Genomic DNA, 21,901 nt, shown 5'->3' with positions numbered 1-21,901 from the left:
AGCGGCACGCAGGGAGTGGCGGCTTCGCCCCCCCCAACTCCCGCTATGTGCCCGGCCCACGCTGGCAGCGCGGGTGTACCAAGGCACGCACGCCAGTGGCAGGCAACTCAAGCCTCGATAAACAACGCGCGTACCGTGCTACGCGCGGCATCCAGCGAAAAATGCTGCGCCACGTTGCGCAAACCGTTGTCGGCCAGTCGCTGCCACAGCGCTGCATCCTGATACAGGCGCACGATCGCAGCGGCGAAGGCGTCGGCGTTATCCGCTACGCATACATCTTCGCCATCGCGCAGATGCATGCCTTCCACTGCGCAGGTAGTGCCGACCACTGGCTGCCCATGCGCCATGCTCAGATTGATCTTGCCCTTGACGCCGGCGCCGAAGCGCAACGGCGCCACCGCGATGCGCGCAGTGTCCATATACGGCACCAGATCCGGCACATGTCCGTGCAATTGCACGCCCGGACACTCGTCGGCCAAGAGCTTCAGTGCCTCCGGCATATCCGCACCGATGCAGTGGAAGATTACGTCCGGCAACTGCGCGCGTACTTGCGGAAAGATCGCGCTGATGAACCACTGCACCGCATCCACATTGGGCGGATGCCGGAAGCCGCCGACGAACACCAGGTCGTGACGTTGCGCGAAGGGATGACCGTTACCGGCCACTTCATGCAGATTGGAGAGCAGGGCGGTGCGGATCTGCGGTGCGTCTGCCTGCAGCTGCGTCTGTTCGGCCGCCGAGACCAGCAGCGTGACGTCGGTAGCGGCCATGATCTCCAGTTCGCGCAGGCGGGTGCGTTCTGCCGCGCGCAACAGGTTGGCATCGCCGGCCAACTCGGCGCCGCGGCGTTCGCGCAGGTAATGCAGATCGACGGTGTCGAACAGGGTGCGCGCCTGTGGTGCGTACTGCTTCAACAACGGCAGGCAGGCATGCGCAACGTGATGGCGTACCAGCAGCACCACCGCAAAGCGCGCGCCATGTGTGCGTAGCCAGCTGCCGATGCCCTCCAGGAACGGCGCGTACCAGACTTCCACACCCAGTTGCTGCAGTGCCTGCGTGTGTCGCCCGGCGTGTTCGCGGCGGGTGGGCACGAACACCACATGCGCGCCTTCTTCGCACAGCAGGCGGATCAGATTGAACTGCCGCAACGAGCCGGAATCGCGGTCCGGCTGCGGCACGCTCTCGTCCAGGATCAGTACCTGGCGTTGGCTGCGATGCAGCAGCGCAGGCGCAGGCACGGCGCCGACCGGCAACTGCATTGCCAGCGCCTTTAGCCATTTTTCGGCGAACACGGCTTGATTGCGGACCTGATACGCCTTCACCCCGGTGCGGGTGTCGGTGCCGTTGCTGGTGCCTTCGTCATGCACCACCACACTGGCCGGCTGCACCAGCACCCGATACCCGGCCGCACGCACCGCAAACGCCAGATCGGTGTCTTCGTAGTACGCCGGCATGTAACGGCGATCCAGCCCGCCCAGCGTCTGCAGCAACGCGCGTGGCAGCGCGATCGCCGCGCCCGAGCAATAGTCCATCGCACGTACATAGGCGTAACGCGGATCGTCGGCCGATTCGAAGCGGCCATAGCTCCAGGCGCTGCCATCGGCGAACACCACGCCGCCGGACTCCTGCAGGCGTCCGGCCGGATACACCAGTTGCGCGCCGACCATGCCGGCGGTGGGATGCTGGGCGAACGTGTCGATCAGCCGATCCAGCCAGCCGGGTTGCGGAATGGTGTCGTTGTTGAGCAGCACCACGTAGTCGCCGCGCGCCAGTGCGATGCCGTCGTTGCAGGCGGCGATGAAACCGCCATTGCTGGCGCGGCGGTGGTAGTGCAGCCCTTGCACCTGCGGCAGCTGCGCTTCGGTGGCATCGCTGCTGCCGTCGTCCACCACCACAATCTCCACATCCAGCTGCGGTGGATGTGCGGCCAGCGCACGCAAACAGGCAAGCGTGTGTGCGATGTGGTCGTAGACCGGAATCACCAGCGTCACGCGCGGCGTGGCGCTATGCGGCACCGCAAACGCGGCAAACGGTGCGGGGTCCGGCAACCACAGCGGCGTGCCTAGCGCGACCGGCGGCGCCTGCGTGTGCACGCGAATGCGCTGCCAGGTGGCGCGCCAGCCGCGTGTGCGCATGCTTGCCACGCTGCGGTGGATCAGCCCAAGCACGCGATTGAACAGATAGCGTGCATCGGCCAGGGACATCGACATCGCGTTGAAACTCCAGCTTAAGTCAAAGGGTCCGGCTGACCACAACCACCACAGCGCTGCGCTAGACTCGCCGGACTCTACATTCTCGCATCCCTGTGCCCCGACGCCACGACGACCACGACGCTCCCGACGATTTCGAGGACGACACCAACGAGCAAGGCTCCCGCTGGCAACGCAGGCTGATTGTCTGGGCCTTTGCGGCATTCGCGCTGGCGCTTGGTTTTCTGATTCCCTACACGGTGTATCTGAACAAGCAGGTCACCCAGCGTTTTGGCGAGCTGCGTTGGCAGATCCCAACCCGCGTGTACGGGCGGCCGTTGGTGCTGGTGCCCGGCGATGCGCTGGATGCGGCCACCTTGAAGACCGAGCTGGATGCAGCCTCGTACCGTGACGACGGGCAAGCCAAGCTGGCCGGCACCTACCAGCAGGACGGCAGTCGCTTCACCATCGCCAGCCGCGGCTATATCGATGTGGACGGGCGCGTGCCCGCGAAGCGCGTGGAAGTCAGCCTCTCCGGTGGGCGTGTGGCCAGCCTGCGCGATGCCGGCGACCGCAAGGCGCTGAAAAGCGCGCGTCTGGATCCGGCGCGCATCGCCACGCTGTACGGGCAGAAGCAGGAAGAGCGCCGCCTGGTGCGCATGGAAGAAGTGCCTGAGCTGCTGGTCACCGGCCTGCAGGCGGTCGAGGACCGCGACTTCAACAGCCACCACGGCATCGATCTCAGCGGCATGGTGCGTGCGGCCTGGATCATGGCGCGCTCCGGCGGCCAGGTGCGCCAGGGCGCCAGCACCTTGACCCAGCAGCTGGCACGCAGCGGCCTGCTCGGTATCGGCAAGGAACAGACGGTTACCCGCAAGTTCAACGAAATCCTGTATGCGGTGATCATGGAGGCGCGTTACGACAAGCGCACCATCCTGGAGGCCTATCTCAATCAGGTGTATCTGGGGCAGCGCGGCGGGCAAGCGATCCATGGCGTGTCCTCGGGCGCGGAGCTGTGGTTCGGCCGCGAACTCAACTCGATGACCACCGAACAGATCGCCTTGCTGATCGGGCTGGTCAAGGGACCGTCCTACTACGACCCGCGACGCAACCCGGAACGGGCGCTGGATCGACGCAATTTCGTGCTGGGCAAACTGCACGAAAACAACCTGATCGACGCGGCCGAATACAAGCGCGCACTGGCCGAGCCGTTGGGCGTGCCCAAGGAGCCCGGTCTGGTCGCCGCCAACCGCTTCCCGGCCTATGTGGATCTGGTGCGGCGCCAGCTGGCGCACGATTACCCGGAAGGCGTGCTGCAAGGCGCCGGCATGAGCGTGCTCACCGGCATGTCGCCGTCCGCGCAGGCGTACGCCGAAGGCGCAGTGACCGGCACCATCAAGCGGCTGGACAACAAGAAGCGCCCGCCGCTGCAGGCCGGCCTGGTGCTCACCGACGTGCATAACGGCGACGTGCTGGCGGTGGTCGGCAGCCGCGATGTGGCCAAGCCCGGCTTCAATCGCGCGGTCGAGGCGCAGCGGCAGGTCGGCTCGTTGCTCAAGCCGTTCGTGTATTTGCTGGCATTGGCCTCGCCGGATCGCTGGGCGCTGTCCAGCTGGGTCGACGATGCGCCGGTGACGGTGCAGCTCAGCCGTGGCAAGACCTGGTCGCCGGGCAATTCCGACAACCGCAGTCACGGCACGGTGCGGCTGATCGATGCGCTGGCGCATTCCTACAACCAGGCCACGGTACGCGTGGGCATGCAGGTCGGCCCGGAGCGCATCGCGCAACTGATCCAGGTGCTGGCTGGCATCAAGGCCGACACCAATCCCTCGCTGATCCTCGGTGCCACCGATCAGAGCCCGTACGGCATGGCGCAGCTGTATCAGTTCCTGGCCGCCGGGGGCGAGATCCAGCCGCTGCATGCGGTGCGCGGTGTGCTCGATCCGCAGGGCAAGCTGCTCAAGCGCTACGACAAGACCCCGGCGCCGGCGCAGGAGGGCGACTCGGTGGCTGCCAACCTGATCAGCATCGCCCTGCAGCAGGTGGTCAGCGGCGGTACCGCACGGCAGTTGCTGGGCGATGGCCTGGGGCGGCTTTCGCCGGCCGGCAAGACCGGTACCTCCAACGACGGCCGCGACAGCTGGTATGCCGGCTATACCGGCGACCATCTGGCGGTGATCTGGATGGGCAACGACCAGAACGAGCAGACCGGCCTGTACGGCGCCACCGGCGCGATGCGGGTGTGGTCTAGCATCTTCGCGCGGCTGCCGAGTGCGCCGTTGAAGGTCAGCGGCAAGGGCCTGGATTGGCAGTGGGTGGATGCGGCCGGCACCGGCGTGACCGACCCCGGCTGCCCGGGCGCGCGCCAGTTCCCGTTCGTGGTCGGGTTCACGCCGGCCTACGCCCCGTGTGCCGGCAATGCACCGTCGATCGAAGGCGCGCCCGGCGATCCTGCAGCACCTGCCGAACAATCCGGCGGGGGTGGCTGGCGCCGCTTCTTCGGTCTGGACAAAAAGCCGGAAGAACCCGCGCAAGCGCCTGCCTCGCCCCCGCCCGCGCATTGAATTGGAGTGACCTCATGAACCGACTGCACCGCCTCCTTGCCCTTTTCGGCGTGCTTGCCGCGCTGTCTGCCTGCGTCAGTGCGCCGCCCGCGCCGCCGCCGCCGGCGCCTGTGGACCCGACCACCCCGACACAGCGGCTGTTGCTGATCGAACGCGAGGCCGGCGTCGACGACACCGAGCTGTCGGTGCAGCCGCTGCGCGACCCGCAGGTGGACGATCTGCGCGAGACCGCCAAGGCCAAGCGCCAGGCTGGCGATTTGGCCGGCGCCGCTGCAGCACTGGATCAGGCGTTGGGTCTGGTCGCCGGCGACCCGGCCGTGCTGCAGGAGCGTGCGGAAATTTCCGTGCTGCAAGCCGATTGGCCGGCCGCCGAGCGCTTTGCCAAACAGGCCATCGAACTGGGTTCCAAGACCGGCCCGCTGTGCCGTCGTCACTGGGCCACCATCGAGCAGTCGCGGATTGCCCGTGGCGAAAAAGAAAATGCCGCCTCGGCCAAGGTGCAGATTGCCGGGTGCACGGTGCCTGGTGTGAAGCGGTACTGATTGCAGTAATCAAGCCGACTGCGCTCACCGCCAGGCGGGCGCGGTCGGCGCTTGGTGCGGCTGGTGTCACTGCCGCGCAGCGGTGGTTGCAACGCTGCCCTCTGCCGATGTGAATGCTGCTCGCTGCGTTATGCAGGCCGTCTGAGGTGATGCAGGCACGGTAGGTGGCTGTTGCTGGCGCAATGGCGCTTGTCCGCAATCCATAAAGCGCAACTCCGGCAGCATCACTGCGCACGCGCTAGGCTGTCGCGCTTCTGTGTCCCGCATCCGTTCGATCCCATGTCCCAACTTGCCACTGCCAGCATCGAGGCGCTCAGCGAGGGCGGGGCGCTCGCGCGTGAGCTCGATGCGTTTGCGCCGCGTGCTGCGCAGTTGCGCCTGACCGGCGCCATCGCCGAGGCGTTCGAGCAGCGCGATGTGCTGTTGGCCGAGGCCGGCACCGGGACCGGCAAGACCTACGCCTATCTGGTGCCGGTGCTGCTGTCCGGGCTCAAGACCATCATCTCGACCGGCACCCGCGCGCTGCAGGACCAGTTGTTCCATCGCGATCTGCCGCGCGTACGTGCCGCGTTGGGCATCGGTCTGCGCAGCGCGCTGCTGAAAGGGCGCGCCAATTATCTGTGCAAGTACCGCACCCAGCAGGCGCGCGGCGAACCGCGTTTTTCTACGCCCGAACAGGTCTCGCAGTTCCATCGCATCGTTGCCTGGAGCGGGCGTACCCAGTTCGGCGACATGGCCGAGATGGAAGCCCTGCCGGACGACTCGCCACTGCTGCCGCTGGTGACTTCCACGGTCGACAACTGCCTGGGCACCGAATGCCCGTTCTACAGCGAGTGTTTTGTGGTGCAGGCGCGTCAACGCGCGCAGGCCGCCGACCTGGTGGTGGTCAATCATCATCTGCTGCTGGCCGATCTGGCGCTCAAGCAGGAAGGCTTCGGCGAGATCCTGCCTGGCGCGCAGGCCTTCGTCATCGACGAAGCGCATCAGCTGCCGGAACTGGCAGCGAACTTCTTTGGCGAAAGTTTCGGCATGCGGCCCTGGCAGGAGCTGGCCCGCGATTGCATGGTCGAAGCGCGGCTGGTGGCCGGCGCGCAGGCCAGCCTGCAGGAACCGATTCTCGCTTTGGACGAAGCGTTGCGCGGCCTACGCTCAGGCATGGAAGGCCTGCCGCCACGCGGCACGCAATGGCGCGCGCTGGCCAAGCCGCAGGTGCGCGAGGGCTTCGATGCGGTGCTGTCGTCGCTGGCGCGGTTGGGCGAGTCCCTGTTGCCGTTGCGCGAGGCGTCGCCCGGGTTCGATGGCTGCTCTGCACGCGCGCAGGAGGCGCTCGCGCGGCTGTCGCGGTGGCTGGGCGAAGATGCGCCGGTGCTGGATTTTGCGCAGGAATTACCGGACACCGTCGACAACGATGTGCTCTGGTACGAGCTGAGCCCGCGCGGTTTCCGCTGCCAACGCACGCCGCTGGATGTCTCCGGCCCGCTGCGCGAACACCGCGAAAAATCGCACGCGGCCTGGGTGTTCACCTCGGCCACGTTGGCGGTGGGCGGCGAGTTCGACCACATCGCGCAGCGCCTGGGCTTGAGCGATCCGGTGACCTTGCTGCAGCCCAGTCCCTTCGATTGGGCGCGCCAGGCGCTGTGCTATCTACCGCCGAATCTGCCCGATCCGGCGGCGCGCGGCTTCGGTACGGCGCTGATCGCCGCGCTGACGCCGGTGCTGGAAGCCTCCAACGGCCGCGCATTCCTGTTGTTCGCCTCGCACCGCGCGCTGCGCGAAGCCGCCGAGGCATTGCGTGGCGCGCCGTGGCCGTTGTTCGTGCAAGGCGAAGCGCCACGCGCCACGTTACTGCAGCGTTTCCGCACTTCCGGCAATGGCGTGCTGCTGGGGTCGGCCAGCTTCCGCGAGGGCGTGGACGTGGTCGGCGATGCATTGAGCGTGGTGGTGATCGACAAGCTGCCGTTTGCCGCGCCCGACGACCCGGTCTTCGAAGCGCGCCTGGATGCGATCCGCCGCGAGGGCGGCAACCCGTTCCGCGACGAGCAATTGCCGCAGGCGGTGATCGCGCTCAAGCAGGGCGTGGGCCGGCTGATCCGCAGCGAGACCGATCGCGGCGTGCTGGTGCTGTGCGACCCGCGGCTGTTGAACAAGGGCTACGGCCGCACCTTCATGAATTCGCTGCCGCCGTTTGCGCGCACCCGCGAGATCGGCGACGTGCGCGCATTCTTTGGCGTCGCCGCGCCGGTGGGCGACAATGGCGTGCGCGCGTTGCCGTTCGGCGACGCGTGAGCTTCCCCTTCCTGCCTGCGGTCCTGCCATGAAAGTCCTCGCGTTCGAGACCTCCACCGAAGCCTGTTCCGTCGCGCTGCACGTGGATGGCCGCGTGCTGGAGCGCTTCGAACTGGCGCCGCGTCGCCATGCCGAGCTGGTGCTGCCGTGGGCCGAGCAACTGCTGGCCGAGGCCGGTATCGCGCGCCGCCAGCTCGACGCGATTGCGGTCGGTCGTGGCCCGGGCGCCTTCACCGGCGTACGGCTGGCGATCGGCATCGCGCAAGGCATCGCCCTGGGCCTTGATGTACCGGTGCTGGCCGTCTCCACGCTGCAAGTATTGGCCTTGCGCGCACCCGCCGATGCGACGCAGGTACTGGCCTGCATCGATGCGCGCATGGGCGAGGTGTATGCCGGCGTGTTCGAGCGCCACGGCGACACGCTGCTGGAACTGGCGCCGGAAGTGGTCTGTGCACCGGACGCCTTGGTTCTACCGAATACGCTTCAACGTTTTGCCGGTGTAGGCACCGGATTCGCCGCTGCCGATGCACTGCTGCAACAGCGATTCGCAGCGCAGCTGACCAGCATCGATGCAGCCGCGCTCCCGCACGCTGCCGATCTGCTCACACTCGCCGTGCCGGCGCTGCTGCGCGGCGAAGGCGTGGCGCCGGAGCGGGTCGAACCGGCTTATCTGCGCGATAACGTTGCGCTGACCCTGGTCGAGCAGCAGGCCGCACGCGCTGCAAAGGCAGCCGGCGCCAAGAGCGGCTAACAACACCTTTCGAACCCTGTATTGATGGCGGCAAGGTTGCGGATCTGGAAGTTGCAAAACAACTGTCCAACGATTCCAAGGCAATCGAGATTTCGAGTCTTAGCGGCATTTGGATGGAGTCAAAAGCTGAGTCGGTCGAGCGTGCGGCGCCCTCACCGCCCGCGGGACACGCCGCAAGTACGCCCATGTAGGCTCGGTGGCGGCATCCATGCCGCCACACGGTCCCGCAATCGGTGAGGACACCGCACCAGACAGGTTGCTGGTTGCTCTGTCGAAAGCCATGCATACCGACCATCTCGACTGGTCCTTGCCCGCCTACCGTCGCGGGACCTTACGCGGCATGGATGCCGCGTAAGAGCCTACATGGATGTACTTGCGGCGTGTCCCGCGATGGTAGGCGGGCAAGGGCCTTTCAGCCAAGTGGCAGATCGGCAGCTCTGCTTCTGCTCCTCCCAACACAGCCAAGATCTCACGGTCTTAAGGTGGCTGAAAAACCGTCGCGAGCAGTTGGCAAAAGATGGCGACATATTTGGTCGCATCATCGATCAAACCCACCACACCTCAGCGATCGTCGTGCAGCTCGCCGCCGGGCAAAAACAACCATGTGCGCGTGACCTGCAGGATATCCACATCGTCCTTGGTGCTGGGCAACGGCGGGAACGGCTGCGCCAGCTGCACCACGCGCAGCGCTGCCGCATCCAGCGCCGGGGTGCCGCTCGAGATCAGCACGCGGCTGCTTTCCACGCTGCCGTCGCGGCGTACGCCCACGCTGATGACCACCTTGCCGCCGAGCCGGCGCCGGCGCGCTTCATCCGGGTAATTGAGATTGCCGACGCGCTCGGCGCGGTCCACCCACGCACGCAGATAGTTGGCGTAGACGTATTCGCGCGTGCTGGCCGAGACGAACTTGCGATTGGGGCGCTTGGCGTATTGCTCCGAGCGCAGATGCACCTCTGCCGCGAGCCGGGCCATTTCCGCGTCGCGCTGCACGCGTTGCGCATCGGCCGGGGTGAGCGGGTCGGTCTGCGGATTCGGTTGCGGGGTCGGCACGGTCTGCTCGCCGCGGCGACTGGCGACCACGCGGGTCTGGGTCGGTTCGGGCGCCTGCACCGTAGTCGCACGCTGCGCCTGCGCTGCCAGCCCGCTGCGGTCCTGCGGCACCACGCCGGGCTGGTTGTCGCGTGGGCGCTGCGCGGTGGCGTGATTGCCGCCGCCCTGCTGATTGGCCTGGGCCAGGAAATCGGCCTGCTTGGGCGTCAGCGGGGTGCTGGTCTGGCTGAAGATCACATCCAGCGTCGGCACCAGCGGCGCGTCTTCGCTGACCGCAAAGCCCACGCCCAGGATCAGCACGCCGTGCAGCAGCAACGAGATCACCAGCGTCGTGGTCAGCCGCCGGCGCTCGTCCATGGGGGCCGGCAGTGCCGCAGCCGCGCTCATTGCGCAGCGCCGGCCTCGATCGCGTCGAACAGCAGCCCGGCGATGTTCAAACCGAACTGCGCATCCAGCTCGCGCACGCAGGTCGGGCTGGTGACGTTGACCTCGGTCAGGTAATCGCCGATCACATCCAGGCCGACGAAGCGCATGCCGCGGCGGCGCATCTCCGGGCCGACCTGCGCGGCGATCCAGCGGTCGCGCTCGGACAGCGGCCGGCCTTCGCCACGTCCGCCGGCGGCCAGGTTGCCGCGGAATTCGTCGCCTTGCGGAATCCGCGCCAGGCAGTAGTCCACCGGCACGCCATCCACCAGCAGAATGCGCTTGTCGCCGGCGGTGATGTCGGGGATGAAGCGCTGCGCCAGGGTCAGGTTGCGGTTGCCATCGGTCAGCGTTTCCAGGATCACGTTGAGGTTGGGGTCGCCGGTGCCGCTGCGGAAGATCGAGCGCCCGCCCATGCCGTCCAGCGGCTTGAGCACGGCTTGCCCATGTTCCAGCACAAACGCCTTCAACGCGGCCGCATCGCGGCTGACCAGCGTCGGCGGGCAGCATTGCGGAAACAGCAGCGCGGCCAGCTTCTCGTTGTAATCGCGCAGACCCTGCGGGTCGTTAACCACCTGCGCGCCGGCGCGCTGGGCGACGCTCAGCACCTGGGTGTCGTAGATGAACTCCGCATCCACCGGCGGGTCCTTGCGCATCAGCACCACCTGGCCGGGACCGAACGCCAGCTCGGCGAATTCGCCCAGCGTGAACCAGTTGGCGGTGTCTTCGCGCACGCTCAGGGGCGCGACCTGCGCCACCGCGCGTCCGTCGCGCAGGCTGAGTCCGCCGGGGCGCACATACTGCAAACGGTGGCCACGGCGTTGCGCTTCCAGCAACATGGCGAAGGTAGTGTCTTTGGCGATTTTGATGGAGGCGATGGGATCCATCACCACAACGACGTCGAGCGACATGGGACTAAACCTTTCGAACAGACTGCCGATGGTAACTTCAAGCGGTGGGCGATGGCGCGCCTGGCGGGTCGTAGTGCGCGACTAGCCGGTCTTGACGCACCCAGACGCGGTCGGAACGTCCGCCTGGCGGGGCCCCGGCAATGCGCCCTTGACAGTCAATGCGGGTCTTGGGATATACATGCAGTTTCGTAGCGACGACGGAAAGGAAGAAGCGTTGCACGTCCGGGGATATTTGCATGAGTGAACACATTGCTGCGGGTGGGGAACTCGCAGGACTGAAGGTGATGGTCATCGACGATTCGAAGACTATTCGCCGCACCGCCGAAACGCTGCTGAAGCGAGAAGGGTGTGAAGTAGTGACAGCAACGGACGGTTTCGAGGCACTGGCCAAAATTGCGGACCAGCAACCTCAGATCATTTTTGTCGACATCATGATGCCGCGCCTGGATGGGTACCAGACGTGCGCGTTGATCAAGGGCAACCAGCTCTTCAAGTCGACGCCGGTGATCATGTTGTCGTCCAAGGATGGCCTGTTCGACAAGGCACGCGGCCGCATCGTCGGCTCCGAGCAATATCTGACCAAGCCATTTACTCGTGAAGAACTACTGAGCGCGATTCGCACGTACGTCCACGCCTGACCAGGGGGAAAGGCAACATGGCTCGAATTATATTGATCGAGGACTCGCCCACCGACCGGGCAGTCTTCAGTCAATGGCTGGAAAAAGCAGGCCACACCGTCGTCGCCACCGACAACGCCGAAGCGGGACTTGAGCTGATTCGCAGCCAGGCGCCCGATCTGGTGTTGATGGATGTGGTGCTGCCCGGCATGAGCGGCTTCCAGGCAACGCGTGCACTCGCACGCGACCAGGCCACCAAGGACATCCCCGTGCTGCTGGTCAGCACCAAGGGCATGGAAACCGACAAGGCCTGGGGTTTGCGACAAGGTGCCAGCGACTACATCGTCAAGCCGCCGCGCGAAGACGATCTGATCGCCCGCATCAAACAACTGGTGCGTTGATGCGTTCTCCATTCGACATTCTTGAAGACTACGAGCGTCGTAGTCTCGCGCACGCCACGGCGCTGCCGGAACGCCAGTTCTCGGCCGATGTCTGGCGCGGCGTCGGTTATCGCGTCGGTACCCGGCGGCTGGTCTCGGATTTCCGCGAAGTGGCGGAAATCGTGCCGATGCCGCCGGTGACCCCGGTGCCGGGCGCACAGCCCTGGCTGCTGGGCGTGGGCAACCTGCGCGGCAACCTGTTTCCGGTGATCGATCTGAAGCAGTTCCTGGAGGGCCGGCGCACGGTGCTGCAGGAAGGCCAGCGTGTGCTGATCATGCGCCAGAGCGGCGGCGACGTCGCACTGACCATCGATGAGTTGTACGGCCAGCGCAGCTTCGAGCAGGCCCAGGCGGTCGAACCCGGCGAGCTGGCGCAAGGCCGCTACGCCCATTTCATCGACCGTGCCTTCCGCAACGAGACGCAGGACTGGGGGGTGTTCTCCCTGGCGTTGCTGTCGCGCACTCCCGAATTCCGGCAGGCCGCGGCCTAAGCCGCGACCCCGCCACGTCATACAGATCGAGGTCGAACCATGAGTACCGCCCCGGACGCCCGCAAGACCAACAAGCTCGGCAGCGTCAGCACCAGCTTCTGGCTTGGCTTGCTGGTGTTGTCGATGATCGTGTTTGGCGCCAACACCGGCGTGGCCACCTGGCAGGGCAGTCGCCTGGCCGGCGCCGGCACCGGCGCGGCCGATCTGCAGGTGCTGTCGCAGCAGCTGGCCAACCAGGGCCGCGAAGCGGTCTCCGGCGATGCGAAGGCATTTGCCACGTTCAAGGAGACCAAGAGCCGCATCGACAGCACGGTCAGCGAACTGGATGGCCGTTACGGCCAGGAAGGCTCGGTGGCCAGTGCGATGGGGCAGCTCAAGGCGACCTGGGTGCCGCTGAGCAAGAACGCCGATCAGATCATCGCCAGCGAACCGGCGGTGCTCGGCCTGGCCGGCAACGCCGAGCGCTTCTCCGGCAGCGTGCCGCAGTTGCAGGCGCAGTTGAACGAAGTGGTGCGCGCGATGACGGTCAGCGGCGCGCCGGCCTCGCAGATCTACAACACGCTGCAGCAGGTGGTGGTCGCCGGCACCATGGCGCGCCGGGTCACCGAAATGCGCGCCGGTGGCGCCAATGCGGCCGCCTCCGGCGATGCGCTGGCCCGCGACTCGGTGGTGTTCACGCAGATGCTCGAAGGCCTGCGCACCGGCAACGACGAACTGGGTATCGCGGCTGTGCGCAACCCGGCCGCGCTGTCGGCGCTGGAGCAGTCGCAGGCGCAGTGGACGACGATGAAGAAGGACGTCGACGCCATCCTGGCCAGCTCGCGCAACCTGTTCGCCGCGCAGTCCTCCGCTGCCGCGCTGACCGTCGGTTCGAACAAGATGCTCGACGACAGCAAGAAGCTGTTCGACGCGTTCTCGGCGTTCGGTTCGGTACGCGACACGCGCCTGTTCCCGAATTTCTGGCTGGGCGTGGTGTCCGGCCTGCTGGCGTTGCTGGCCATCATCGGTTTCGTCTGGAGCTCGGTGCGGGTGCGCTCGCGCGAGCAGGACGTGCGCTACCAGGCGCAGGTGGAATTCAACAGCCGCAACCAGCAGGCGATCATGCGGTTGCTGGACGAAATCAGCTCGCTCGGTGAGGGCGATCTGACCGTCAAGGCCTCGGTGACCGAGGACATGACCGGCGCGATCGCAGACGCCATCAATTACGCCGTGGACGAGCTGCGCCACCTGGTGACCACGATCAACGACACCTCGGCGAAAGTGGCCGTGTCGACCCAGGAAACCCAGGCCACGGCGATGCAGCTGGCCGACGCGGCCGGCCAGCAGGCCAACCAGATCACCACCGCCTCCGAGCGCATCAGCGAAATCGCCGCCAGCATCGAACAGGTCTCGCGCAACTCCACCGAGTCGGCCGAAGTGGCGCAGCGCTCGGTGGTGATCGCCGCCGAAGGTGCCGGCGTGGTGCGCGAGACGATTCAGGGCATGGACCAGATCCGCGACCAGATCCAGGAAACCTCCAAGCGCATCAAGCGGTTGGGCGAGTCCTCGCAGGAGATCGGCTCGATCGTGGAACTGATCAACGACATTTCCGAGCAGACCAACATCCTGGCGCTCAACGCCGCGGTGCAGGCCGCCTCGGCGGGCGAGGCCGGTCGCGGTTTCGCCGTGGTGGCCGACGAAGTGCAGCGCCTGGCCGAACGTACCTCCGGCGCGACCCGGCGCATCGAAGGCCTGGTGCAGACCATTCAGGCCGATACCAACGAGGCGGTCAGCTCGATGGAGCAGACCACCTCCGAAGTGGTGTCCGGTGCACGCCTGGCCGAAGACGCCGGCACCGCGCTGACCGAAATCGAGCGCGTGTCCAACGCCCTGAACAACCTGATCAAGAACATCTCCATCGCCGCGCACCAGCAGTCGGCCGCAGCGACGGATATCACACAGACCATGGGCGTGATCCGTCAGATCACCAGCCAGACATCGCAGGGTGCGGAGAAAACAGCCAAATCGATCGGAAATCTGGCCGAGCTCGCTGCCGACCTGCGCCGTTCGGTCGCCGACTTCAAGCTGCCGGCGTGACCACGACGCGCAACGGGAAAGGATCACAGCAGATGGCGCGTAGTCGCGTTACGTCGATGCAGGAACAGACCGTTAGCCGCGTGAGCGGTGCCTCGGTCGTAGGCAGGGGGCTGCAATGAGTGCGCTTCGCGATGCGATGAGTCACGCCGCGCTGGGCTGGGTCAAGCCGGAGTTGGACGAGACGTTGCGCCAGGCGCGCAACGAGATCGAGTATTTTGCCGAAGAACCGTCCGACACCAGTCGGATGCGCTTCTGCGCCGGCTATCTGCACCAGGTGCAGGGCACGCTGCGCATGGTGGAGTTGTACGCCCCGGCCATGGTGGCCGAGGAGCTCGAGCTGCTGGCCCAGGCCGTGCAGGTGGGCGAGGTGGCCGACCGCGACGAAGCCTGCGCCATGCTGATGCGCGGCACCGTGTTGCTGCCCGATTATCTGGAGCGCCTGCAGAACGGCCATCGCGATATTCCGATCGTGCTGCTGCCGCTACTCAATGAAATCCGTGCCACGCGTGGTCAACCGGGCCTCAACGAGAGCGTGCTGTTCGCGTTCGATCCGCAGGCCGGTGTCGCCACCGAAGCCGAACTGGATCACGCACGCGGCAGCCTGAGCGGGCGCAATCGCGAGTTGCTCGACACTGTCGGCAACGCTGTCAAGGAAGAATTGCTGCGCGTCAAGGACGCGCTGGATCTGCACCTGCGGACCGGCGGCGACATTGCCGAGCTGCAGACCCAGGTCAAGGATCTCGGCAGCGTTGCCGACACCCTGGGCATGATGGGCCTGGGCGTGGCGCGCAACGTGGTCGTGCAGCAGCGCGATGCGCTGGCACGGGTGGTCGACGGCCATGTGCAGATGGACGAAGGCGTGCTGCTGGATATCGCCGGCGCGCTGCTCTATGTGGATGCCTCGCTGGACGACCAGGTCGCCAGTCTGGGCGCCGACTTCAGCGAAAACGACGACGGCAGCAGCAGCGCCACCTCGGCGGAAGTGCGGCGCACGGTGGACGTGCTGGCACAGGAAGCGATCGCCAATTTCGGTGCGGCGCGCGAGCATTTCGTCGCCTTCATCGAAACCAATTGGGACCACGCGCGTCTGAGCAATGTGCCGCATCTGCTGGGCGAAGTCGGCGGCGCCTTGCGCATCCTCGAATTGCCGCAGGCGGCCGATTATCTGGAAGGTGTGCGCCGTTACGTCGATCTGGAATTGATCGGCAAGCAGCGCGTGCCCAGCGGGCGTCAGCTGGACACGCTGGCCGATGCGATGGCCAGCCTGGAGTATTACCTGGAAGCCCTGCGCGAGCGCCGCCCCGGCCGCGAAGAGATTCTGGACATCACCCGCAACAGCCTGGAAACGCTGCGCTATTGGCCGCTGCCGTCGGGCCAGCCGTCCGAATTGCCGGTGGGCGCGGACCAGCCGGGCGACGTGGTCGAGCCGCAGCCGGTTGCCGCCGCGTTCGCACCGCTTGCCGCTGCGCCGGGCGTTGTGGCCGCCAACGACATTACGCCTACGCCTTCGCTGGAATGGGCCAACGAAACCGTGACCGAGGCGCCGTTCGCGGCCAGCGTGGTGCACGACACCGGCGCTGCCGCCACCGATACGGCGTTCTCGTTCGACCCGGTCGCTGCCGAAGAGACCGTGTCCGGTCAGGCGCATGTGCCGTTTACGGTCGCGCCGCTGGACCTGTCCGACGATGGCGCGCAGGCGCCCGGCGACTGGCAGCTGGAAACCACCGAGCAAACCGCCCCGATCGCCACCTCCGCGTTCGACCCGGTATCGGCCGAGCAGGACGGCACGGTGCCGGCCGAGCTTGCGCAGGTCAGTTACACGGTGGATCTGAGCGCGCTGGAGCAGGACGACATCGCAACGCCGGTGGTCGCCGAGCAGGCGCCGCTGCAGATCGAGCAGATCGATCTGCCGGGCGATGCGGATCAGACCGAAGTACCCCTGGACTTCATCGCCGAGGCCGAGGCCAGCACCCGCCGCGCGCAGACCAGCATCGACGACGCGTTCTCGCCGCCGCCGTTGCCGCCACTGCCGCCGCATGAACCGGACAACCCGTTCGTCGATGCCGAGCCAGAGCCGCAGGCTCCGCCGGTGGAAGACACCGCAGAGTCGAGCCCGCCGCGCGTGCAGCAGGCAGTGGTCGGCGAGTTCGAACTGGACGACGCATCGGCCGCGTTCCTGGCCCAGCTCGACGCTGCCGCTGCGCAGTTCGACGTGAATCGTCCGCAGGCGCCGTTGACGACCAAGACCACTTCCTACGCTGCCGCTGACACCCACGCAGAGCCAGACACTGCGCAAACAGCACCGGTGCAGACGCTGAGCGAACCCGTGCAGGGCACTGCGGACGCCGGCATCTTTGGCGGCTTCGGCGACAGCGATATCGATGACGATATCCGCGACGTGTTCCTGGAAGAGTTCGACGAAGAGCTGGTCAATCTCGGGCAGCTGCTGCCGGTGTGGCGTGCCGCCCCGAACAGCCCCGAAACCATGCGTCCGATCCGCCGCGTCTTTCACACCTTGAAGGGCAGCGGTCGGCTGGTCGGCGCGCATGTGCTGGGCGAGTTCAGCTGGAAGATCGAGAGCATGCTCAACCGCGTGCTCGACAACTCGCGGCCGGCCAGCCCGGCGGTCGTGGCGATGGTGCAGCTTGCGTATGACGTGTTGCCGCAATTCAACGCGGCGCTGCGCGACCAGGGCCGCATCAGTGCAGATCTGCCTGAAATCCAGGCAGTTGCCGAGCGCGTTGCTGCAGGCGAAGAACTCTACTACGTGCCTGCGCCGATGGCGCCATCGACGGCTGGCGTTGCCGATGTCGCGGTCATTCCAGACATCCCGGCAATTGCAGGCGTGCTGCCCGCAAGCGGCGGCACCCCCGCGTCGGTAGACAGCGTGCTGCGCGAAATTCTGGAAGCAGAGGTCGCCACCCACCTGGAAACCGTCAACGCCTGGCTGCAGGCCACCCAGGTCGAGCCGCAGTTGGTCAGCGAAGAAGTGCTGCGCGCCGTGCACACGATGAGTGGTGCGTTCGCGATGACCGATGTACCGGAAATCACCCTGGTGACGACGCCGGCCGAAAGTTACGTCAAGCGTCTGCTTGCCGCCTCGGTCGTGCCATCGGCCGACGGCATCGATGCCATCAAGGCGACCGCCGCCGCAATCGCCACCACCGTCACGGCGTTGCGCGCCGATGCGCCGCTGATCCCCTCGTTTGCGCCGTTGACCGAGCGCCTGCGCGCGCTGGCGGATACGCTGCCGGAAGCGCAGTGGCCACCGCAGGTGTTTTTGGAGGAGTTGGACGATCTCGACGCGACCAGCGACGAGACAATCCGCAACGACACGGCGGTCGAGCTGACCGGCATGCAGGATCTATCGCAGTATCTGGATGCGGGCGCATTGCCGTCGCATCCGGCCGATACCGCCGCGCCGGCGTATGGCGCCGATGAGGCGACGCAGGATGCCGATGCGCAGGCCGCCGTCGATGCCGATGCACCGATCGCGGTCGACGAGCTGGCCGAAGCGGAAGCCGAAGACACCTCGGCGCTCGCGTTGGAAGCGCCTGCACCGAGCGAAGCACACGAGACCGCCGACGTTGTGTCGGCAGAGCAGGGTGTTGCATCGGCAGAGCAGAGTGCCGATGTGGCCGAGGCCGCGCATGCATCGAGCGGTGATGCGTTCGCATCTGCCGCCGAGTCGGAGCAGGTCGTTGACGCGCTGCAGGGCGATGTTGCGCAGCACGAGCGCATGGACGAAAGCGCATCGCACACTGCCGAAGCGCACGACGCCCCGGCCGATGAGCCGGTGGTCGAAGCCGACGCCTGGGATGCGACCGAACTGCAGCACGCCCCGATTGCCGACACGGCGTCGCATGACGACGAAACACGCGACGTGCCTGAAGCGACCGAGCACGTTGCGGTGGACGAGTTGGCCGACGCAGAAGCTGCGTTGGGTGATACGCAAACGCTCGTTGCGCCGGACGCTGAGTTGGCAGATGCAGAGCGCGCAGATGCAGAGCGCGCAGAGGCCGAGCATGCAGGCGGCGAGAAGCAGGCGCTGACTGAGCATACGGCCGTGCATGACCAGCACGATCAGCACGCGCAGATCGATGGCGACGCACCGGCGCAGGACGCCGGCGCGCAGTTGGTCGACGGCACGCCGTCTGCTGACCAAGCGCCTGTCGAGACCATCGAAGCGTTGCAAGCGGTACACGATGAGGCCCCGGTGGCCGATGAGATGCCTGCATCGACGGCCGAAGACTGGACGCCGGAAACCGCAGCGCTGGGCAGCGTATCGACCGATCAGGACGAACAGGTTACCGCAGCGCACGACGATGCTGCCGTGGCCACGGAAGACAGCGCGGAGCAGCCTGCTGACGAGCGAGTGCAGCAGAGCGATGCAGCGTTGCCGCACGATGCTGCCGCGCAAGATGGCGAACAGCTGGGTTCGGAAGACAGAGCACAGTTGGGCGAGCAGATCTATTCGGAACAACACGCCCAGCCTGGCGAACAGGTGCACTCGGAAGAGCCCGCGCCTTCGTATGAGCATGCGGAAGCTCAAACGCATGTTCATTCGGACGCGCAGACGGACGATCAGGCGCGTTCGGAAGAACACGCCCACTCGAACGAACAAGTGCTGTCGGACGCACAAGCGCACGAGCATGCTGCCGAAGAACATGCTGGAGAAGTCGAGCAAGCTGCGGCAGGCGAGCAAGCTGCTGACGTCGAACGACCTGTAGAGGCCGAACAGTTTGCAGAAGACGAGCAGACTGCAGCGGCTGAGCAAACCGCAGAGGCCGAGCACGCTGCCGAAGCCTTACCCGAGCACACCATCGAGTCGGTGCAGGCTTTCGAGATGGCGCAGGTGGCCGATCAGGTCGAAGAGATCGGCGATCCGCAGTCCGAGATCGCACCGGAGCTGCATGCCGACGCGCCTGCAGATGTCGATGCGGATGCCGACAAGGACGGCAACACCGATGCCGACGCTCGACGCAGCGACGAACACGCAACGCACGACACGACCGTGGCAACGGATCATGTCGAACTCACTGAGTACGTGGATCACACTCAACAAGCCGAACACATCGAGCACATCGAACCGGCCGGTGAAGAATCGGCCAGCGAACCAGACGCCAGCGAGCAGGAAGACCCCACAGCCGCAGCCTTCAGCGCGCCGGTGGAAGAAGCCGCACCGGCCGACCCCACTGCCAACGATGCCGGCGCTGCCTTCGATATCGGCCAGCTCAACTTCGATCAGCTCGATGGCGAATTGGTCGACATCTTCGTCGAGGAAGGCCGCGACCTGCTGGACCATTGCGATGGTCTGATCGCCCGCATGCGCGAAGTGCCGGAAGACCGCGATGTCCTCAACGGACTGCAGCGCGATCTGCACACGCTCAAGGGCGGCGCGCGCATGGCCGGCATCAACGCCATCGGCGACCTCGGTCATGCGATCGAATCGCTGCTCGAAGCGGTGGCGGCCAACCGCACCGATATCGATCGCGACGACGTACGCCTGTTCGAGCGCGGCTTCGACCGCCTGCATCAGCTGTTGACCCGCACCGGCATGCACCGCGCCGTGGCGATGCCGACCGACCTGGTGGAAGCTTTCGAAACCCGTACCCGCGGCCGCAATGCCGCAGAGCCCAGCGACGCCGATGTCCGCGCGATCGCCAAGGCGTCGGTGGAACCGGCACCGCTGTCGGCGCCGATCCCGGTCGAGGGCCAGGTCGAAGAAGAACTGATGCCGCGCGCGCAGCAGGAACAGGTGCGCGTGCGTGCCGACCTGCTCGACCGTCTGGTCAATCACGCCGGTGAAGTGGCGATCTACCGCTCGCGGCTGGAACAGCAGATGGGCGCCTTCCGTGGCGCCATGGGCGAACTGGATCGCACCAACGCGCGTCTGCGCGACCAGCTGCGTCGTCTGGATCTGGAAACCGAAGCGCAGATCGTGGCGCGTTATCAGCGCGAGCAGGACCAGGGCGATCGCACCTTCGATCCGCTGGAGCTGGACCGCTTCTCCACCTTGCAGCAGCTCAGCCGCGCGCTGAACGAATCGGCGGCCGACCTGGGCGGTCTGCAGGGCGTGCTGGAAGATCTCTCGCGTCAGTACGACGGCCTGCTGCAACAGCAGTCGCGCGTCAGCTCCGAGCTGCAGGACGGCCTGATGCGCGCGCGCATGGTGCCGTTCGACGGGCTGGTGCCGCGTCTGCGCCGCGTGGTGCGCCAGGCGGCCACCGATACCGGCAAGCAGGTGCATCTGGTGCTGGAAGGCACCCAGGGCGAACTGGATCGCAACGTGCTCGATCGCATGGTCGCGCCGTTGGAACACATGCTGCGCAACTCGGTGGCGCATGGCCTGGAAGCGCCGGAGCAACGGCGCGAGGCGGGCAAGCCGGAAGAGGGCAGCATCGCGATCCGTCTGCGTCGCGAAGGCTCGGAAATCGTGCTGGAAGTGGCCGACGACGGCGCCGGGCTGGACCGCGAGGCGATCCGTCGCCGCGGCGAGCAGCGCGGCCTGATCGAACCGGGCCAGGAGCTCAGCGAGGCCGAACTCGATGGCCTGATCTTCGCCTCCGGTTTCAGTACCTCCGAGCAGGTCAGCCAGCTGGCCGGCCGTGGCGTGGGCATGGACGTGGTGCGCAACGAAGTGCGTCAGCTCGGCGGCTCGGTGGACATCCACTCGGTGCGCGGCCAGGGCGTGACCTTCACCTTGCGCCTGCCGCAGACGCTGGCGGTCACCCAGGCGGTGTTCGTGCGTATCGGCGATACCACCTTCGCGGTGCCGGTGGGTTCGGTCAGCGGTATCGGCCGCATCTCGCGCAGCCGTTACGAGTCGGGCGAGGGCGGCTACCACTACGCGGGCGAGGAGTACGTGCTGCACGATCTCGGCTCGCTGGTCGGCCAGCCGGTTGCGCGCGCCGATGGCCAGGCGCAGGTGCCGTTGCTGCTGGTGCGTGCAGGCGACCTGCGCGCGGCAGTGGCGATCGATCAGGTGCTGGGCAACCGCGAAATCGTGGTCAAGCCAGTGGGTCTGCAGATCGCCTCGGTGCCGGGTATCTACGGCGCCACCATCACCGGCGATGGCCGCGTGGTGGTGATCCTGGACGTGGCTCCGCTGGTACGTCGTTACCTCAGCCAGCCGGCGCGTCCGGCGCTGGAAACGCCGGCCGAAGCGCAGCGCCAGGTGCCGTTGGTGATGGTGGTGGACGATTCGCTGACCATGCGCAAGGTCACCAGCCGCGTGCTGGAACGCCACAACCTGGATGTCACCACCGCCCGCGACGGTGTCGAGGCGCTGGAGCTGCTCGAAGAGCGCGTGCCCGACCTGATGCTGCTGGATATCGAAATGCCGCGCATGGACGGCTACGAGCTGGCGACCGCCATGCGCGCCGATCCGCGCTTCAAGGCCGTGCCGATCGTGATGATCACCTCGCGCAGTGGCGAGAAGCATCGCCAGCGCGCCTTCGAGATCGGCGTGCAACGTTATCTGGGCAAGCCCTACCAAGAGTTGGATCTGATGCGAAACGTGTATGACCTGCTGGGGATCGCCCGTGTCCGAGAATAATGG

Annotated in this window: 12 protein-coding genes; 9 read left to right on the top strand and 3 right to left on the bottom strand. The window is 66.4% G+C overall.

The window, feature by feature from the left end; translation table 11 throughout:
* Positions 1-107: 107 nt before the first annotated feature.
* A complete protein-coding gene (locus NYR97_RS01910; protein ID WP_316696369.1) occupies positions 108-2,210 on the bottom strand; it encodes a glycosyltransferase in 2,103 nt (700 codons plus the stop codon).
* 95 nt (positions 2,211-2,305) lie between these two features.
* On the opposite strand from NYR97_RS01910, the gene mrcB reads away from it, so the two are divergent.
* From mrcB to tsaB, 4 genes are all read left to right on the top strand, one after another.
* A complete protein-coding gene (gene mrcB, locus NYR97_RS01905) occupies positions 2,306-4,753 on the top strand; it encodes a penicillin-binding protein 1B (protein ID WP_205394073.1) in 2,448 nt (815 codons plus the stop codon).
* Between the two features lie 14 nt (positions 4,754-4,767).
* Complete coding sequence (locus NYR97_RS01900; RefSeq protein ID WP_006452755.1) at positions 4,768-5,295, top strand: hypothetical protein; 528 nt, start codon at positions 4,768-4,770, stop codon at positions 5,293-5,295.
* Between the two features lie 279 nt (positions 5,296-5,574).
* Positions 5,575-7,581: a DNA repair helicase YoaA gene (yoaA, locus tag NYR97_RS01895; protein WP_316696366.1), complete on the top strand. Its 2,007-nt coding sequence runs from the start codon at positions 5,575-5,577 to the stop codon at positions 7,579-7,581.
* 28 nt (positions 7,582-7,609) lie between these two features.
* Positions 7,610-8,332: a tRNA (adenosine(37)-N6)-threonylcarbamoyltransferase complex dimerization subunit type 1 TsaB gene (gene tsaB / locus NYR97_RS01890; protein WP_316696365.1), complete on the top strand. Its 723-nt coding sequence runs from the start codon at positions 7,610-7,612 to the stop codon at positions 8,330-8,332.
* A gap of 561 nt (positions 8,333-8,893) precedes the next feature.
* Here the strand turns inward: tsaB and NYR97_RS01880 are convergent.
* Entirely contained in the window at positions 8,894-9,769 is an 876-nt protein-coding gene (locus tag NYR97_RS01880; RefSeq protein ID WP_316696363.1) for a TonB family protein, read from the bottom strand.
* Positions 9,766-10,716 carry a glutathione synthase gene (gene gshB / locus NYR97_RS01875; RefSeq protein ID WP_316696361.1) on the bottom strand — a complete coding sequence of 317 codons (951 nt, stop codon included), beginning with the start codon at positions 10,714-10,716 and terminating at the stop codon, positions 9,766-9,768. Before gshB ends, NYR97_RS01880 begins: the two co-directional genes overlap by 4 nt.
* Before the next feature lie 236 nt (positions 10,717-10,952).
* On the opposite strand from gshB, the gene pilG reads away from it, so the two are divergent.
* From pilG to NYR97_RS01850, 5 genes are all read left to right on the top strand, one after another.
* On the top strand, positions 10,953-11,354 hold the full coding sequence (gene pilG / locus NYR97_RS01870) for a twitching motility response regulator PilG (RefSeq protein WP_023904776.1): 402 nt from the start codon (positions 10,953-10,955) through the stop codon (positions 11,352-11,354).
* A 17-nt stretch (positions 11,355-11,371) separates the two neighbouring features.
* On the top strand, positions 11,372-11,734 hold the full coding sequence (locus NYR97_RS01865) for a response regulator (protein ID WP_006450735.1): 363 nt from the start codon (positions 11,372-11,374) through the stop codon (positions 11,732-11,734).
* Positions 11,734-12,264, top strand: a complete 531-nt coding sequence (locus tag NYR97_RS01860) for a chemotaxis protein CheW (protein WP_316696359.1) — start codon at positions 11,734-11,736, stop codon at positions 12,262-12,264. The genes NYR97_RS01865 and NYR97_RS01860 overlap by 1 nt, the downstream gene beginning before the upstream one ends.
* Positions 12,265-12,303: 39 nt before the next feature.
* Positions 12,304-14,340: a methyl-accepting chemotaxis protein gene (locus tag NYR97_RS01855; protein WP_316696357.1), complete on the top strand. Its 2,037-nt coding sequence runs from the start codon at positions 12,304-12,306 to the stop codon at positions 14,338-14,340.
* 115 nt (positions 14,341-14,455) lie between these two features.
* Entirely contained in the window at positions 14,456-21,898 is a 7,443-nt protein-coding gene (locus tag NYR97_RS01850) for an Hpt domain-containing protein (protein ID WP_316696355.1), read from the top strand.
* Positions 21,899-21,901 lie beyond the last annotated feature (3 nt).

The organism is Xanthomonas hydrangeae, from assembly GCF_032697525.1.
In the GTDB taxonomy this organism is placed as follows: Bacteria; Pseudomonadota; Gammaproteobacteria; order Xanthomonadales; family Xanthomonadaceae; genus Xanthomonas; species Xanthomonas hydrangeae.
The sequence above is the reverse complement of the archived record's forward strand: the minus strand, read 5'-3'. Positions and strand labels throughout refer to the sequence as shown.